At 61.4% G+C, this 15824-nt stretch carries 13 protein-coding genes; 4 read left to right on the top strand and 9 right to left on the bottom strand.

Annotated features, from left to right (window positions below; genetic code table 11):
* Window positions 1–15: 15 nt before the first annotated feature.
* Genes OO25_RS01310 through OO25_RS01300 form a run of 3 tightly spaced genes read right to left on the bottom strand, consistent with a single transcriptional unit; the run spans window position 16 to window position 4858 of the window.
* Window positions 16–2934 (bottom strand): DUF4159 domain-containing protein, encoded by a 2919-nt coding sequence (locus tag OO25_RS01310; protein WP_040178108.1) that lies wholly within the window; start codon window positions 2932–2934, stop codon window positions 16–18.
* Window positions 2931–3854, bottom strand: a complete 924-nt coding sequence (locus OO25_RS01305; protein WP_040178107.1) for a DUF58 domain-containing protein — start codon at window positions 3852–3854, stop codon at window positions 2931–2933. The genes OO25_RS01310 and OO25_RS01305 overlap by 4 nt, the downstream gene beginning before the upstream one ends.
* Window positions 3851–4858 carry a MoxR family ATPase gene (locus tag OO25_RS01300; RefSeq protein ID WP_040178106.1) on the bottom strand — a complete coding sequence of 336 codons (1008 nt, stop codon included), beginning with the start codon at window positions 4856–4858 and terminating at the stop codon, window positions 3851–3853. Before OO25_RS01300 ends, OO25_RS01305 begins: the two co-directional genes overlap by 4 nt.
* A 64-nt stretch (window positions 4859–4922) precedes the next feature.
* Here OO25_RS01300 and OO25_RS01295 point away from each other — a divergent pair, with 64 nt between their 5' ends.
* The 3 genes from OO25_RS01295 to OO25_RS01285 all read left to right on the top strand — a co-directional run bounded on the left by OO25_RS01295 (window position 4923) and on the right by OO25_RS01285 (window position 6988).
* Window positions 4923–5540, top strand: a complete 618-nt coding sequence (locus tag OO25_RS01295) for a DUF1285 domain-containing protein (RefSeq protein WP_175304791.1) — start codon at window positions 4923–4925, stop codon at window positions 5538–5540.
* 277 nt (window positions 5541–5817) lie between these two features.
* Window positions 5818–6570, top strand: a complete 753-nt coding sequence (locus OO25_RS01290; RefSeq protein WP_040171668.1) for a hydroxypyruvate isomerase family protein — start codon at window positions 5818–5820, stop codon at window positions 6568–6570.
* 148 nt (window positions 6571–6718) lie between these two features.
* Window positions 6719–6988, top strand: a complete 270-nt coding sequence (locus OO25_RS01285) for a DUF2798 domain-containing protein (protein WP_052465578.1) — start codon at window positions 6719–6721, stop codon at window positions 6986–6988.
* A gap of 209 nt (window positions 6989–7197) precedes the next feature.
* Here OO25_RS01285 and polA read toward each other — a convergent pair whose 3' ends face one another.
* From polA to OO25_RS01270, 3 genes are all read right to left on the bottom strand, one after another.
* Window positions 7198–10011 carry a DNA polymerase I gene (gene polA, locus OO25_RS01280; RefSeq protein WP_040178105.1) on the bottom strand — a complete coding sequence of 938 codons (2814 nt, stop codon included), beginning with the start codon at window positions 10009–10011 and terminating at the stop codon, window positions 7198–7200.
* A 227-nt stretch (window positions 10012–10238) separates the two neighbouring features.
* A complete protein-coding gene (locus tag OO25_RS01275; RefSeq protein ID WP_040178104.1) occupies window positions 10239–12293 on the bottom strand; it encodes a bifunctional diguanylate cyclase/phosphodiesterase in 2055 nt (684 codons plus the stop codon).
* 207 nt (window positions 12294–12500) lie between these two features.
* Window positions 12501–12683, bottom strand: a complete 183-nt coding sequence (locus tag OO25_RS01270; protein WP_040171662.1) for a zinc-finger domain-containing protein — start codon at window positions 12681–12683, stop codon at window positions 12501–12503.
* Window positions 12684–12754: 71 nt separating this feature from the next.
* On the opposite strand from OO25_RS01270, the gene OO25_RS01265 reads away from it, so the two are divergent.
* On the top strand, window positions 12755–13687 hold the full coding sequence (locus tag OO25_RS01265; protein ID WP_040178103.1) for an ABC transporter ATP-binding protein: 933 nt from the start codon (window positions 12755–12757) through the stop codon (window positions 13685–13687).
* 61 nt (window positions 13688–13748) lie between these two features.
* On the opposite strand, the gene OO25_RS01260 is transcribed toward OO25_RS01265, so the two are convergent.
* From OO25_RS01260 to OO25_RS01250, 3 genes are all read right to left on the bottom strand, one after another.
* Window positions 13749–14126: a hypothetical protein gene (locus OO25_RS01260; RefSeq protein WP_040171658.1), complete on the bottom strand. Its 378-nt coding sequence runs from the start codon at window positions 14124–14126 to the stop codon at window positions 13749–13751.
* A gap of 21 nt (window positions 14127–14147) precedes the next feature.
* Window positions 14148–14909, bottom strand: coding sequence for a DUF6478 family protein (locus OO25_RS01255; RefSeq protein ID WP_040178101.1), 762 nt, complete (start codon window positions 14907–14909; stop codon window positions 14148–14150).
* A 182-nt stretch (window positions 14910–15091) separates the two neighbouring features.
* Window positions 15092–15736 (bottom strand): hypothetical protein, encoded by a 645-nt coding sequence (locus tag OO25_RS01250; protein WP_242406961.1) that lies wholly within the window; start codon window positions 15734–15736, stop codon window positions 15092–15094.
* Between the last annotated feature and the right edge of the window lie 88 nt (window positions 15737–15824).

Here is a 15824-nt window from a genome sequence, read left to right as displayed (position 1 = left end):
TATCCAGCCTCATTATCATTGCCCCAACCGATCAAGCAGCGCCGGGACATGCACCTGGTCGGATTTGTAATTCCCGGTCAGAACATGCATCACCAGATTGACACCAAAACGGTAGGCCAGTTCGCGCTGACGCTCGCCCGCGTAGCCGCGCCCAACCGGCAGCAAGGGGCGGCCATTGTCGTCCACGGCCCAGGCGGCGGCCCAATCGTTGCCGCCGATCACAACCGGTGTCACACCGTCATTGAGGTTGCGAAATGGGATGCCTTCGACCTGTTGGGCGTCAGCGGGCGCGGCTTCGACCCAGACGGCGCCGCGGCTGTGACGTCCGGGAAAATCCTGCAGCAGATAGAATGCGCGCGTTAGCACATGGTCGGCGGGCAGTGGCTCCAGCGGTGGTACATCCAGCCGCAGGGCGAGCTGTTGCAGGCGGCGCCCGGCGGGGCTGCTGGCGCCGGCGCGGGTCAGATCGGCATCGCGGGTGTCAAAGAGGATCATCCCACCGGTGCGCAGATAGGTGTTGAGCCGGTCATAGGCCGCACCCGAGGGCATCGCCTGATTGGCGGTCACCGGCCAGTAGAGCAGCGGATAGAAGGCCAGCTCGTCGCGCTCCAGATCAACAGCGGCGGGCGGGGCGGGCTCGACCGAGGTGCGGAAGCGCAGCGTGTTTGACAGCCCCTGCAGTCCGTCGCGGGCCAGCTGATCGACCTGCGGATTGCCGGTGAGTACATGGGCCAATGTCAGCTCGGCTGCCCGCTCTGCCGCCACGGCATCGGCTGCGGGATCAGATGGGGGGGAGGGGGTTACCTCCTCAATCGCAGTGGCGTTGCCCTGGGCGTGGCTGCGCATGTCGTGACCAGGGGTGATGACCCAGACAGAGGTGGCCAACAGCAGCAGCGAGGTCAGGTTGCGGATGGTGTTCGCTGAGGTCCGGGTCTGGCGCGCCAGAAGCCCGGAGAGCAACAGCGCCGCAATCACATCAAGGGCCAGCAGGATGAGGGCGAGGCTGATCAGCAGGCCGCCCAGCGGGCGTTCAGGGGAGGCGCCATAGCCGTTGACAGGGACGCTGAGCGGCCACTGTGCCGGGGTCAGCTGATCCTCAGCGCGCATCACGTTGCGGGCGATCCGCCGATCGCTGTTTTGATAGAGCCCCGGTTGCAGCTCAGGTCCGGCAGGGGCGGCGATCAGGTCCGGCCCGGCCACACCGGGGAGGGCATCAGCATCGGAGAGCGCGCCGAAACCGTCCAGCACCTGAAGCGGCGCCCATGTGGTGCCGTCCAGATCGACGGCCTCCGCCGGTTTGGAGCCTGAGGAAATCGCCAGCCGCTCCATCATTTGCACAAACAGGCCGGAGAGCGGCAGGCTGCTCCATTCCGCATTGGCGGTCACGTGAAACAATACGATCTGGCCATTGCCCAGCGGCTTGCGGGTGACCAGCGGTGTGCCGTCGGAAAGTTCCGCAATCACCCGCTCTGCCAGTGAGGGGTCGGGTTGGGCGACCACTTGCGAGCTGACGGTGACGTCAGGGGGAATGTTCAGTCCGAAAAAGGGAGAGTCTTCGGCAAAGGGGGCGAGGGTTTTTGGCTCTCCCCAACTCATCGCGCCGCCGATGCTGCGGCCCCCAATCCGCAGGCGTACGGGCAGCAGCGGTTCCTCATCGGTGCGGGCGGTATCGCTTGCAGCCAGTCGCGGACCGGCGAACCGCAGCAGCAGCCCGCCGTCAGAGGCCCAATCCACCACTGCCGCCTCCTGATCGGGGGGCAGACGGGCGGTGTCGGCAAGGACAATCACGTCGGGATTGGCGGGCAGGAGATCGCTTAGCCCACCCTCCAGCAGGTCAGCGGTCGGTGCCAGCGCCTGGCGCAGATAGTGCAGTGGCGAGAGGAGGGCGAGCCCTTCGTTGCCGCTTTGGGCTGAGATCAGTGCCACTTCGCGGCGGCGCAGCCCATCATCGGCGAGCGATACGGCCCCGGCGCTGCTTTGGCCCTGCAGCTCAAACAGGCGGATGCGCGCGCGCAGCTCTGCGGGCAGAGACAGGCGGGCGGTGGCTTCGCTGCCGTCGGCGGAGGTGCTGTCCGGGTCGGCAAAATCCACGGTCACCGAGCCGAGGGTGCGCATGGTGCCGCCCGGGTCGGGCCCCTTGGCAAGGACAGTCACGGTTTGATCTGCACCTGCGCCAAGGGCTGTTGTTACAGCCCCGTCACCTGAGGTGGCCCGCTGGCCGCGGCGAGCGACGGTGATTTCCATTGCGCCATCCACATAGACAACCGGGCGCAGCGCCAGCCGGGGGGTGGCATGTTCATAAACGGTCAGCCTGCCGCGTTGGCGCAGCGCCGCCAGCAGATCGTCGCGGCCAGCATACTCCAGTCCGTCGCTGAACCAGAGGCTGTCAAACCCACCCTCAATGGCATCTATCTGGGTCCGGGCGCGCGCCAGTTGCTCTGGCGTGGGCTGCCAGGCTTGCGGCGGCTCACCGATGATCTGACGACGCCAGCTTGCCGCGCTTTGGAACTGAGGCGTCTGAGGTGCGGTCAGGCGCAGCACGGCGACGGGGCGATCCGCGCGTCCGGCCTCAGCCAGAAGATGGTCGATTTCCTCTCGGGTGCGGTCCCAGTCCGGGGCACCGGCCCAGCTGCCATCCAACACCGCCAGCAACGGGCCGCGCCCGGTCGGGGTTGTGGTGGGGTTGAGAACCGGCCCGGCCAGTCCGACAATGGCGGCCGCCACCGCCAGCAGTCGCAGCAACAACAGCCACCATGGGGTGCGATCCGACAGGCTGTCGTCATCGCGCAACCCCAAAAGCAGGGTGACCGCCGGAAACAGGCGTTTGCGCGGGGCAGGGGGCACCGCCCGCAACAGCAGCCACAACAGCGGCAGCGCCAGAAGCGCCAGCATCAGCCAGGGGGCCGTAAAGCCGATGCCGGCAATGGTCGTCATGAGCCGCTTCTTTCCATGGCGTGAAACAGCCACATCAGGGCCGCTTGCGCGCTATCGCCTGTGTGATGCGTGCCCAGACGCCAGCCTGCCGCGCGGCACAGGTGATCCAGCGCGTCGCGTCGTTCGGCAAGCCGATCAAGGTAGCGCTGTTTGAGGGCACCAGCCTTCAGCGTTTCATGGCGCACCCCGCCGCCGACGCTTTCGAAAATGGTGCGCCCGTCGAAGGGAAATTCCTCCTCCGCCGGGTCAAGCACCTGCATCAGCACGCCGTGAACCCCACGGTCTGCGGCCTTGGCCAGCGCCTGTTCCAGCGGTGCGAAGGGGCCCAGAAAATCGGAGAGAAACAGCACCCGCGCATGTGGCAGCATGGCGCGATCTTCGGGTGGGGTATAGTCGCCGTCGTCATCTAGGCTGAGTGCGTCGGCCAGCCGCAGGATCTGGGCATTGCCGCGTCGGGGCGGCAGGCGGCCACCGGTGAGACCGACACGTTCCCCCGCTCTTAGCATCATCACGGAGGCGGCCAGCCCGAGCAATCGGGCGCGGTCAATTTTCTGCGGCAGCGCCGGGGTGGAGGCAAAGCGCATGGACGCGCCCTGATCGACCCAGAGGTGCACCGTCTGGGCGATCTGCCATTCCCGTTCACGTACGAACTGCTGATCTCCCTTGGCGGACCGTCGGTGATCAATCATGCGGCGGCTGTCCCCGGCCTGCACCGGGCGGTATTGCCAGAAATCATCGCCCATGCCGGCACGACGGCGGCCATGTTCGCCCAGAAGCACGGACCCGGCCAATTGCTGCGCCCGAACCAGAAGCGGCGGGAAGCGACTAGCCGCGCTTTCTGCGCGGTGGCGCAGATCCGCTGCGGGGCCTTGGCCGCTGCCAGCGGGTCCGTCTGGCTGAGGGGCGCGCGCCTGTGTCACGCGGCGACGCCGGGTTGTGCCATGCTCTCGGCTGTGGTGGCGATCAGATCAGTTAGGCTTTCGCCGCGGGCGCGGGCGGCGAAGTTCAGCGCCATCCGGTGGCTGAGCACGGGCTGCGCCATATCCAGCACATCATCCGCATTGGGGGCGAGGCGCCCCTGCAGCAGCGCGCGGGCCCGCACCGCCAGCATCAGCGCCTGTGCCGCCCTCGGCCCCGGGCCCCAAGCGACGGTCTGCTGCACCCGTTCAGAGGCGGCGGGATCCTCCGGGCGGAAGGCGCGGACGAGATCCAGAATCATCTCCACAACGCTGTCCCCCACGGGCATCCGGCGCAGCAGGGTCTGTGCCGCCATCAGATCATCGGCCGTGAAGACCTGATGCGCGCTGCCCTCTTCAACCCCGGTGGTGGCCAGAAGAATGTCGCGTTCGGTCTGGCGGGTCGGATAGGGGACATCAATCTGAAACAGAAAGCGGTCCAGCTGCGCCTCTGGCAGAGGATAGGTGCCTTCCTGCTCAATTGGGTTCTGCGTGGCCAGCACGTGGAAGGGGGTGCCAATGGGACGGTCGGCACCAGCCACGGTCACCATCCGTTCCTGCATTGCCTGCAGCAGCGCAGATTGTGTGCGGGGACTGGCGCGGTTGATTTCATCCGCCATCAGCAATTGGCAAAAGACCGGCCCCGGCACAAAGCGAAAGGCGCGGCTGCCGTCCTTGGCGGTATCCAGCACCTCGGAGCCCAGAATATCGGCGGGCATCAGATCCGGGGTGAACTGCACCCGGTTTCCTGCAAGCCCCATGACCGTAGACAGGGTTTCCACCAGCCGGGTCTTGCCCAGTCCGGGCAGACCGATCAGCAGCCCGTGGCCACCGCACAGCAGCGTGCTCAGTGTCAGATCGACCACACGCTCCTGACCGATAAAGCGCCGGGTGATAGAGGACCTGGCCTGTGTCAGCTTGTCTTCAAGCGCTTCAATCTCGGCCAGCAGATCGTCGGGTTCGGACATGACTTTCCCTTCACGGCGAATATATAGTGATACTGTATCGCGTTGACAGAAAATGGCAAAAGCAATGAGCGGACAAAATCCCGTGACTTCCGGCAGCAACACCCCCGAAACAGGATCAGAACCCCCCAGCGCCGAGGGGCTGGCGGCTGCGGCCAAGACGGCGAGCAAAGGCGGTCTGCCGCCTGTGCATCTGTGGAATCCGCCGTTCTGCGGGGATCTGGACATGCGGATTGCCCGTGATGGCACCTGGTTCTACCTCGGCACACCAATCGGGCGGTTTGAACTGGTGAAGCTGTTTTCCTCCATTCTGAAGCTGGAAGACGGCAAGTATTTCCTTGTTACGCCCGTCGAAAAGGTTGGCATCACGGTGGAGGATGCCCCCTTTGTCGCGGTGGATTTCGAGGTGGACGGCACCGATGAGGCGCAGGTGTTGCGGTTTGAAACCCATGTTGGCGACAGGGTTGAGGCCGGGCCTGCGCATAAAATCCGCGTGGTGCGGGACGAAGAGACAGGTGAGCCAGCGCCTTATGTGATGGTGCGGGCTGGTCTGGAGGCGCTGATTGATCGCAAGAGCTTTTATCGGCTTGTGGAGCTGGGGTGTCACCGGGACGGATGGTTTGGTCTGTGGTCGGGTGGTGCGTTCTTCGGCATCATCCCATCGGATGAGCTGCCGGACGACTGACCCTGACCTACATCGTGGCGTCGTCGGCAGAGCGCTGCCGGTCGCACGGTGATGCGGCGGGAAGCCGCTGATCCAGTTGAGTGTATTGTAAAATTAGCGAAAATTCTTGTGAAAACCTGCTCAAAATCGGTGGAGATCTGAGGCAGATTGAGGCGGTGTGATCCTGGACGGATCAATGGTGAACCCGGCGGGGGCTGGGTTGGTCTATTGCGGTGGCATAGCCCGGCACATGTCAATTTGGCCGCCAATCGGGGGTGGCTCCAAAGGAGGTTTTCCAATGCCAAAATTTGCGGCCAATATTTCTTTGCTGTTTGCGGAACTGCCCTATCTGGACCGTTTTCCTGCAGCCGCGCGGGCCGGGTTTGAAGCGGTGGAAATCCTGTTTCCCTATGAGTTGGCTGCGAAAGAAACTCAGCGGGCCTTGTTGGCCAATGGGCTGGAGCTGCTGCTGATCAACGCACCGCCCCCGAACTATACTGGTGGGATGCCGGGCTATGCGGCGTTGCCGATGGGAGCGGATCGGTTTCAACGCGATATCCGGCGGGTGCTGCGCTATGCGGAGGTGCTGCGACCCGGTATGATCCACATCATGGCCGGTTATGCCAAAGGCGATGTGGCCAAAGACACGCTGATCCGCAATCTGCAATGGGCCGCCGACTATGCGCCCGGACAGCAATTCACCATTGAACCGCTGAACAGCGGTGATCAGCCGGGGTATTTTCTGGATGACTACAATCTCGCGGTTGAGGTGCTGGAGGCGGTGGATCGCAAGAACGTTGGCCTGCAGTATGATGCCTATCACGCGCAGCTCATCCATGGGGATGCGGCCAAGGTCTGGGAAGCCTTTGGCGACCGCGTGACACATGTCCAGATCGGCGCCGCGCCCGGGCGATGTGAGCCAGGAACCGGACCGGTGGATTTCGAACAGCTCTTCGCGGCGATAGACGAAAGCGGCTATGAAGGCTGGGTCAGTGCCGAATACACCCCAAGTACCAAAAGGACAGAAGACAGTCTGGCCTGGATGGGCTGACGGAGGTCGCATCGGGGTACGCCAGTCACTGTCAGGATGGAATGGCTGCGGCCAAAGGTCCGGTTGCGGTGTCATAACATATTCGCGAATTGAAATGTGACTGACCGCAGGGCATAAGGCGGTATTCGATCCAAGACTGGAGACCATCATGTTCCCTGCGCGATTCGCCCCTGTCCTGTTTGGACTGATCCTGTCTGGGGTTATGTCCTGCATCGTCACAGGTGTTGCCACGCTGAAGGCGGTTGGCCTGAGCGCAGAGGCGCCGGGGCTCTGGATGTCGGCCTGGAGTTTCGGCTGGCCGGTGGCCTTCGTCGTTGTGCTGGGGGTGGCACCTGCGGTGCGCCGATTGGTGGCCTGGATGGTGAAGCCGCCGGCAGAAACAGCCAGCCCCGCAGGACCTCCCAGCGTAAAAGACTAGCACCGCAGGCCAAGGGGCGCGCTCCTCCCGCCCGTCATCTCAGCATCAAAGATGCCGGTCTTCCCGTTGGGCCAGGCGCCATGCCGGGGCATGGCGCGTTGTGGCCCCGGCCGATGGCTGACCTTGCCCGGTCAGGCCTGGATCACGCTGCTGCCGCCCCGATCAAAAGGAGCGGAAGCCAGCCATGTCGGTGTGATGGGGCAGGCCGCTTAGTGGGCTTCTGCCCAGTTCTGGCCCCTGCCGGCATCCACCACCAGTTTCACGTCCAGATGAACCGCCGGGTCTGCCGCTGTTTCCATCACGCGACGGGCGGTTTCTATGGTGTCTTCCACGGCGGCTTCTGGCACCTCGAACAGCAGTTCGTCGTGCACCTGCAGCAGCATCCGTGCAGGCAAGTGAGCGATGGCGGCAGGCATCCGGATCATCGCGCGGCGGATCACATCAGCTGCGGTGCCCTGGATTGGCGCATTGATTGCGGCGCGTTTGGCAAAGCCGGCGCGCGGTCCCTTGGCGGAGATCTCCGGCGTGTGGATCTTGCGCCCGAACAGGGTTTGCACATGGCCGTGCTCCTTGGCGAAGGCAACCGTCTCATCCATATAGCGGCGAATGCCGGGGAACCGCTCGAAATAGCGGTCGATGAAGCCCTGCGCCTCGGCCCGTGGAATGCGCAGGTTGCGCGCCAGACCAAAGCCGGAGATGCCATAAATAACGCCAAAGTTGATCGCCTTGGCCTGTCGGCGGATGTCCGGTGTCATCTCCTCCAGCGGGACGTTGAACATCTCTGATGCGGTCAGCGCATGGATGTCCTGCCCCTCGGCAAAGGCCTGTTTGAGGGTGTCAATCCCGGCGACATGGGCCAGGATACGCAATTCAATCTGGCTGTAGTCCAGCGCCAGCAGCACATTGCCCTCCTCCGGAACAAAGGCCTCGCGGATGCGGCGCCCTTCCTCGGAGCGGATGGGGATATTCTGCAGGTTGGGATCGGTCGAGGCCAGACGCCCGGTGTTGGCCCCGGTCTGCACATAGGAGGTGTGAACGCGCCCAGTTTCGGCGTTGATATGATCCTGAAGCGCATCGGTATAGGTCGATTTCAGCTTGCTCAGCTGGCGCCAGTCCAAGACCAGACCCGGCAGGGCGTGTTCGGTAGCGAGATCCTCAAGAATATCCGCCCCGGTGGCATAGGCCCCGGTCTTGCCCTTCTTGCCCCCCTCCATGCCAAGCTTATCAAACAGAATCTCGCCCAGCTGTTTGGGGGACCCGACGTTGAAGCTTTGGCCGGCCAGCTCATGTATTTCGGCCTCCAGCCCAGCCATTTTCTGGGCAAAAGCGTTGGACATGCGCGACAGCGTATCGCGATCTACCTTGATACCCTCGCGCTCCATCCGGGCAAGCACGGGCACCAGCGGGCGTTCCAGCGTCTCGTAAACCGTGGTGACGCCCGCCTGATGCAACTGTGGTTTGAACAGCTGCCACAAACGCAGGGTAATATCGGCGTCCTCAGCGGCATAGGCGACGGCATCGTCGATCGGCACGCGGTCAAAGGTGATTGCGGATTTTCCGGTGCCCAGCAGCGGTTTGATCGGGATCGGCGTGTGGTTCAGATAGCGTTCCGACAGCGTGTCCATGCCGTGCCCGTGCTGGCCTGCGTGCATCGCATAGGACATCAGCATCGTGTCATCGATTGGCGCCACATCGATGCCCCGGCGGGCAAAAATCTTGGCGTCATATTTCATATTCTGGCCAATCTTGAGGATACTGTCGTCCTCAAGCACGGGCTTTAGCAGATCGAGTGCGTCCTGCAGCGGCATCTGCCCGTCCGCCAGATCGTCCGAACCGAAGAGATCATCACTGCCGCCGGATTTATGGGTGAGCGGAATGTAACAGGCGCGGCCCGGTTCCACGCAGAGCGAGATGCCCACAAGATCCACCACCATCTCGTCAAAACCAGTGGTTTCCGTGTCCACCGCCACCCAGCCACGTTCGCGGATCTGGGTCACCCATTTTTTCAGCGCCTCGGCGTCACGGACGCATTCATAACTGCCGCTGTCGAAGGGGATATCCGCCACGGTCGGCGCCTCGGCTGCGTCAGCGCTTGGCGCGGGGGCGTCGACGATGGCTGGCGCCTCTTTACCCAATTGATCGGCGACACGCTTGGACAGAGTGCGAAATTCCATCTCAGCAAGAAAGCTGAGCAGCTGGTCTGCATTGGGGTCGCGCACGCCCAGATCATCCAGCGTGAAACCCAGCTCCATATTGTTGTCCAGCTGGACGAGCTGCTTCGACAGTTCGATCTGCGCGCGGTTCTCGATCAGGGTCTGGCGACGCTTGGGTTGTTTGATCTCTTCGGCGCGGTCTAGCAGGTCTTCTAGCGAACCGTATTCGTTGATCAGCAGCGCGGCTGTCTTAATCCCGATCCCCGGCGCGCCGGGTACGTTGTCGACCGAATCGCCAGCAAGCGCCTGGACATCCACCACACGGTCCGGTCCGACACCAAATTTCTCGAAGACACCATCGCTGTCGATGCGTTTGTTCTTCATCGCGTCCAGCATTTCGACCCCACCGCCGACCAGCTGCATCAGATCCTTGTCAGAGGAGATAATCGTCACCCGGCCGCCTGCATCGCGGGCCTGGCAGGCAAGCGTGGCGATAATATCGTCGGCCTCGAATCCTTCCTGTTCCTTGCAGGCGATATTGAACGCCTCGGTGGCGGTGCGGGTCAGGGGAATCTGCGGGCGCAGATCTTCGGGCATGGCTTCGCGGTTGGCCTTGTATTGATCATAAAGATCATTGCGGAAGGTGTGCGATCCCTTGTCGAAAATCACCGCAACATGGGTTGGGGCATCTGGGCCGGTGTTGCCCTCAACATAGCGGTGCAACATGTTGCAGAATCCCGCCACAGCGCCGATGGGCAGCCCGTCGGATTTGCGGGTGAGAGGCGGCAACGCGTGATAGGCGCGAAAGATGAAGGCCGATCCGTCGATCAGATGCAGGTGGCAGCCGGTGCCAAAGGGGGTTGTTGTCATGGCTGATGCTCCGGTGTTTCGCGTTGTCCCCGTTATCGGTGATCGCGCGAGTGAGAGCAATTGCCGTTTCGCGCCCTTTGCAGGCCGCATAGAAGAAGCCGCCTGATTTGGGCTGTTAGAGATCTCACCCCTGCTGCTCGATCCGCAGCGGTGTAACCCATGACCAAGTCCAGCAGGCCAATTTGTGCCGAAACGAGGAATTTGGGGCGCGACCCCGGGACTGTGGCTTAGGCGGTTTTTTTACCGGGCTGATTTGCCTTCACAACTTCGCGCACTTCGTCGCGCGTCATCGGCTTGCCGAAATAGAACCCCTGAACCGAGGCGCATTTTTCCACCCGCAAAAACTGCAGTTCATCTTCGACTTCGACACCCTCGGCCAGAACGGGGATGTTCAATGCCGCGCCGAGCAGCAGGGTTGAGCGAACGATTGCTGCCCGCTGCGCGTCTATATGCACGTTCTGAACGAAACTCTGATCGATCTTGATTTTGTCAAAGGGGAACGTCTGGAGCATCGCCAGCGAGGAATAACCCGTGCCAAAATCATCCATCGCAATGCGCAGCCCCATGGTCTTGAGCTGCTGCATGACCTTCAGCGTATGGACCTGATCATCGATGATGCTGGCCTCGGTGATTTCCAGTTCGAGCCGCTCGGCAGGCAGTCCGGTTTCGAGCAGAATGTCTGACACATGTTCGACAAAGGACGGCTGTATCAACTGCTGCGGTGCCACGTTGACAGCGATATTGAAATGCCCCGGCCAGCATTTTGCCTCATGACAGGCGGTGCGCAGAACCCAGAGACCGACCTCACGGATCAGGCCTGTTTCTTCAGCAATGGGGATGAAGGTATCAGGTGATACCCGGCCTTTGCTGGGGTGGTTCCAGCGGAGCAGGACCTCGAAACCGACAGGCGCCAGGGAGCTGAGGTCGTTCTGGAGCTGATACACCAACTCAAATTGATCGCCCCTGACACAGGCCTGTCGAAGGTCGTTGACCAGCTCCAGACGCTCGCGGTTGTGCTTTTCCATCTGCGCATTGAACAGGCAGATATGCCTATCGGCGTCGGCTTTGGCGCGATACATCGCCACGTCCGATTTGTGCAGCAGATCACGGATGGACCGGCCGTCTTCGAGGCTTGTAGCGACGCCGATCGCAACACCGATGATGGCGGATGTATTATCAAAATCCACCGGCTCTACGATCAGAGCATGCAGGCGTTCAGCAAATGCCAAGACTTGATCGACCCGGCGGAATCCCTGTTTCAGAGCAACGAACTCATCCCCCCCAATGCGGGCGACAAATTCATCTTTTTCCAGCACGGAGTTGAGCCGGTTCGCGACGGTGGTCAGAACGGTGTCCCCGGCGGCATGGCCATAAAGGTCGTTAATTTCTTTGAAGAGATTGAGATCCAGTGTCAGCACCGCAACGCGTTCCGTTTCATCGCGGTCCAGGAGTTCAGTCAGGCTTGCAATCTTGCGGGTCAGGGCCATCCGGTTAGGCAGGCCAGTCAAAGGGTCATGCATTGCGGCATGTTGCAGCTGGTTGCGTGCCTCACTCTCCATATTGGTTTCAATGCTGAGCGCAGCAAACCCAATCATCAGAATGATCGCCATGGTACCCAGTACGAACAGTCCAAGAGTGGCATCAGAAATCACTTCTGGGGGGACAGAATACAGCGGGCTGAGTTGCACGGTGATGGCCGACATGCCGGTAAAATGCATCGTGCAAATCGTCAGCGTCATCAGAACAACGGCCACAATCCATCGTCGACCAGTCGCAAAGCGTGTCAGATATTCATAGGTAGCCACACCCAGCGCAGCGGCAATCAGGATTGATGAAATCAATGGCGTGGTTTGCCAAACGATTTCTCCGGGTAGCAGATAACCACTCATGCCGAGGTAGTGCATAGTTGAAACGCTGAGACCAAACATCGCGCCGCTGGCCGCAATCCGGTAGTTAGTCGACTGTGCAAATGCATAGACGCCGTTCGTCATGAGCATGCCCACAACCGCAGCCGCAAGCGACACACCGGTCAGCAGAGGATCATACCCATGCGCGTAGCCGGGATCAAAGGCGAGCATGGCGATGAAATGGGTCGTCCAGACAGTGCCACCGCTAATCAGGCTGGTGAGGCCTAGTTGGACGAGCCTGCCCGTGGCAGCCGTCCGACCAAGACGCTGGGTCATCAGAACCGATAGCCAGGAACCGATGACGCAGACAAGCGCAGCCACGGCCACAAGGCCCAGGCTGTGTTCCTGCGTAATGCATTGAACGACGCTGTACATCTCGATCTCCGGTAGTAGTAGATACACTCTTCATCCAGTGCATCATCATCGTAAAGAAACAGCTACCACGTCCTGATCCTTGTCGGTTTGTTTCCTCAAATTCGTTACAATCGGATTATTTTTTGGCGGGGGCGAAGTGTATTCGCACAAACAAAAAAACGCCGCCTCGGAGGGCGGCGTTTGTGATAAGTTATATCTGCCAACTCGTTAAGGCAGCTTGCTCCTCGTGTCCTTGTGGACAAACTTGCAATCGCAATAGGGGCATTCCACGAAGCCTTCGGCTTCGGGGATTTGCAGGTAGACCCGCGGATGTCCCAGCGCACCTTCGCTGCCGTCGCAGGCGACGCGGTAGCTGTCCACGATCTTGGTTTCCGGCGCTTCGATGGTCATCTCTGGCGGTCCTCTTGGTTATCAGTTAGTGGCTTTTATGAGCCAAGGGAAAACCGGGGGCAAGGGCCGCAATGACTGAGGACGCAATCCGTATCGAAGGTTTGCAGAAAACCTACAAGGGCCGCAGGGGGCAACCTGCCAAACAGGCGCTGAAAGGCGTGGATCTGAGCATTCCGCGCGGATCGGTCTTTGGTCTTCTCGGCCCCAATGGCGCCGGCAAATCCACCATGATCAACATCTTGGCCGGGCTCGTGTTGAAAACCGCAGGGAAGGTGACGATCTGGGGCTTCGATCAGGATGAAAACCCGCGTCAGTCCCGTGCCTCCATCGGGGTGATGCCGCAGGAGTTGAACCTAGATCCGTTCTTCAGCCCGCGTGGGGCGCTGGAGGTGCAGGCGGGCTTATACGGGGTGCCGAAATCCGAACGCCGCAGTGATGATATTCTGCGCATGGTCGGGTTGGAGGACAAAGCGCATGCTTATGCCCGGACCCTATCGGGCGGAATGCAGCGGCGGTTGCTGCTGGGCAAGGCGCTGGTTCATCACCCCAATATCCTGGTGCTGGATGAGCCAACGGCAGGTGTGGATATCGAATTGCGCCAAATGCTTTGGGAGAATATCCGCAAGCTGAACGCGCAAGGTATGACCATCATTTTGACCACACATTATCTCGAAGAGGCCGAGGAAATGTGTGATGAAATCGCGATCATCAATCAGGGTGAGCTGGTGGCGCGCGACACCACGGCAAATCTGCTGGGACGGCTGGATGCAAAGGCGATGGTGGTCCACCCGGCGCATCCGGTGACGACACTGCCAGTGGGCGATGGGATCGCATCGGAGCTGCGCAGCGATGGTGCGGTGATCCTGCGCTACCACGGCAATCAGACGAGCGCAGAAGAGGTTTTGTCGGCGGTACGTGAGGCCGGGATTTCGATCCGGGACGTAAAAACCGAAGAGGCCGATCTGGAAGATGTGTTCCTGGCGCTGACAAAATCGCGGAGCTGATGGCGTGGTGGCGCGTCAGCATTCTGCCCTTGTTAGAGCCTAATTCTTCTCGTGCGAGCCGTCATTGTGTTTCGACGCAGTGACGGCGGAAGGCACGTTTCAGCATGTCGAGCTCGGCGCGCAGCAGTTCCACCTCAACCCGCAGATCATCGCCGGTCAACTCGCCGCAGATGAGGGTGAAATCGCCGAGCTTTGCATCGCTCGTCAGATCATAAATCACAAAACTCTGGACACCATCGGCAATCGCTTCGGTTGGAATTGGAATGGTGAGGGACCATTCGTTGGCGGTTTCACTTTCCTCAAGGGTGACATTTGGCACCAGACGGTCCAGGTGCCGCACCTCAATCGCAGGCATGGCGCCTGCAGCTCCTGAGCCTGCGATCCGTCCCTCCCAGAGGCCGTCGCGAAAACGAATTTTGGTCAATGTCAGCTGGCTCATATCGGGCCTTTCGAAGGTGGATTAGAGACTGGCGCGCCGGCTGCGGGATAGGGTGAGATCGCGCAGGGTCACTTGGTTCATTTCCGGAGCTTCAAAGATCAGCTCCAGCCACAGCCGCTCGACGCGTTTTTCGTTCAGGTCGGCATAGGCGAGGTCATATTCGACATGGGTTCGCTTGTCGCCCATAGGCATTTCACGAACCATTTGTTCGGTGTTCGGACCATGCTTGATGTTGAGCCGGGCGAAAATTTCAATCGGGTTTTCGGTTTCCACCGTGCAATCCACCCGTAACAGATGATCGCGGCTTAGCCCGTGGGTCACCTCTTGCGGCAGCTCAATGACCAGCGACAGGAATGAGCCGTCAAAGCGGAACACATCGAGGCGAACGCCATAGGGGGCGAGGTCTTCCTCGCGGTTGTTGCGCAGCTGGCGAAGGGTGAGCTCCGAGACGGCACAGTCGTGAAAAAGCTGCACCTCATCGCCGAGCCGGGTTTTGCTGGGGACCGCGGAGGCACCGGGAGCAGACAGCGGGCCGCGCCAGAGTTCCGGGCGCCATCCCCAGTCGGTGCCATGGGCGCGCGGAAAGGCATTGGATCCGATTTGCGGCAGCGCCAGCCGACTTTCGGCAACATGAATCAGTCGATCCAGATGCAGGCGCAGTGTTCTGGCACGATTGCGCTGCTCCCTCAACCGGCTGAGTGAGGCTTGGGGGGCCTGTTGCGCAAGGCGTCGCCATCGCTTCAGCACGCGTTTGAATAGCAGCTTTTCAATCGTCCTGCCCATAGGCTCAATATCCTGTCCTGCGCCCTGTCATTTTTGGCGCGATGCGACACGTGGCGACATGCGCATTGTTTTTTCTGACCCTAGCCAAAGCGATGGGCGCTGACAAACCTCCGGGCCGGTAATCTTGCCGGGCGATGGTATTGGCGGGGGCGCCGACCTGTTTCCAGCCCGTATACTGGTCACTATTGCGCGGGGACATCGGGGCTGGGGGGCAGATCTGCAGTTACGGAGGCTTCAAGCGTTTTTGCGGTCAACTCATTCAGCAGTCGGGCGCCGCGCCCACCGAGGTTGCGGCTGCCGCCGGGGGCATAAAGCGCAACCGCCACCAGTTGATCGTTCAGCACGAAGGCACCGCGCCAATGGACCGGGCTGGCGCCTCGGGCGCGGTGATCCGGCATGTTCAGTTTGACCAATGGCAGCATCATGTCGTTCCGCTCTGTCAGCAGTCGCGCGCCGGGCGCATTTTTCAACAGATCCGCGCTGGTCAGGGCTCCATCCGCGGGCCCGGCGGGGCCAACAGCGACCGTAATCAAGGCGCGGTTGCGGCCTGACGGGCCGGGGCGCAGGCTGGAGCAGGGGACCACGATGGCAAAGCCCCCTTCGGCCCGGTGGCCGGTCATGCGGGGATCGATGCAAAATCCGGTTGGCGGAACCAGGTGAATGGTGTCGCTGGCAAAGCTCATACGGGTGATATCGCCGGGTTGAGGATCAGCTGTATCCGCGACCAGTGATGCGCCGGTTCCAGCAGTGCATCCCGCCAGCGCAAGAGGGGTGACCACCATCAGCGCCAGTCGTGCCAGCCGGCGTCGCCTGATCGCTGATGACATCCGCTGTGCGCTACCGCAAAACCACTGTGCAACGGCGGTAGAAAAGCCACAGTTAGATTTGCCCGTCGGGATAGAGACATACCCGTTT

The sequence above is a fragment of the Phaeobacter sp. S60 genome, from assembly GCF_000826845.1.
In the GTDB taxonomy this organism is placed as follows: domain Bacteria; phylum Pseudomonadota; class Alphaproteobacteria; order Rhodobacterales; family Rhodobacteraceae; genus Phaeobacter; species Phaeobacter piscinae.
The sequence above is the reverse complement of the archived record's forward strand: the minus strand, read 5'-3'. Positions and strand labels throughout refer to the sequence as shown.

Bases quoted from the DNA above. Each gene is read 5' to 3' on its own strand.
- OO25_RS01295 (WP_175304791.1), top strand. From the start codon at position 4,923: ATGAGCGGACAAAATCCCGTGACTTCCGGCAGCAACACCCCCGAAACA.
- OO25_RS01260 (WP_040171658.1), bottom strand. From the start codon at position 14,126: ATGAGCCAGCTGACATTGACCAAAATTCGTTTTCGCGACGGCCTCTGG.
- OO25_RS01300 (WP_040178106.1), bottom strand. From the start codon at position 4,858: ATGTCCGAACCCGACGATCTGCTGGCCGAGATTGAAGCGCTTGAAGAC.
- OO25_RS01250 (WP_242406961.1), bottom strand. From the start codon at position 15,736: ATGTCATCAGCGATCAGGCGACGCCGGCTGGCACGACTGGCGCTGATG.
- OO25_RS01285 (WP_052465578.1), top strand. From the start codon at position 6,719: ATGTTCCCTGCGCGATTCGCCCCTGTCCTGTTTGGACTGATCCTGTCT.
- OO25_RS01275 (WP_040178104.1), bottom strand. From the start codon at position 12,293: ATGTACAGCGTCGTTCAATGCATTACGCAGGAACACAGCCTGGGCCTT.
- OO25_RS01310 (WP_040178108.1), bottom strand. From the start codon at position 2,934: ATGACGACCATTGCCGGCATCGGCTTTACGGCCCCCTGGCTGATGCTG.
- OO25_RS01290 (WP_040171668.1), top strand. From the start codon at position 5,818: ATGCCAAAATTTGCGGCCAATATTTCTTTGCTGTTTGCGGAACTGCCC.
- OO25_RS01255 (WP_040178101.1), bottom strand. From the start codon at position 14,909: ATGGGCAGGACGATTGAAAAGCTGCTATTCAAACGCGTGCTGAAGCGA.
- OO25_RS01270 (WP_040171662.1), bottom strand. From the start codon at position 12,683: ATGACCATCGAAGCGCCGGAAACCAAGATCGTGGACAGCTACCGCGTC.
- polA (WP_040178105.1), bottom strand. From the start codon at position 10,011: ATGACAACAACCCCCTTTGGCACCGGCTGCCACCTGCATCTGATCGAC.
- OO25_RS01265 (WP_040178103.1), top strand. From the start codon at position 12,755: ATGACTGAGGACGCAATCCGTATCGAAGGTTTGCAGAAAACCTACAAG.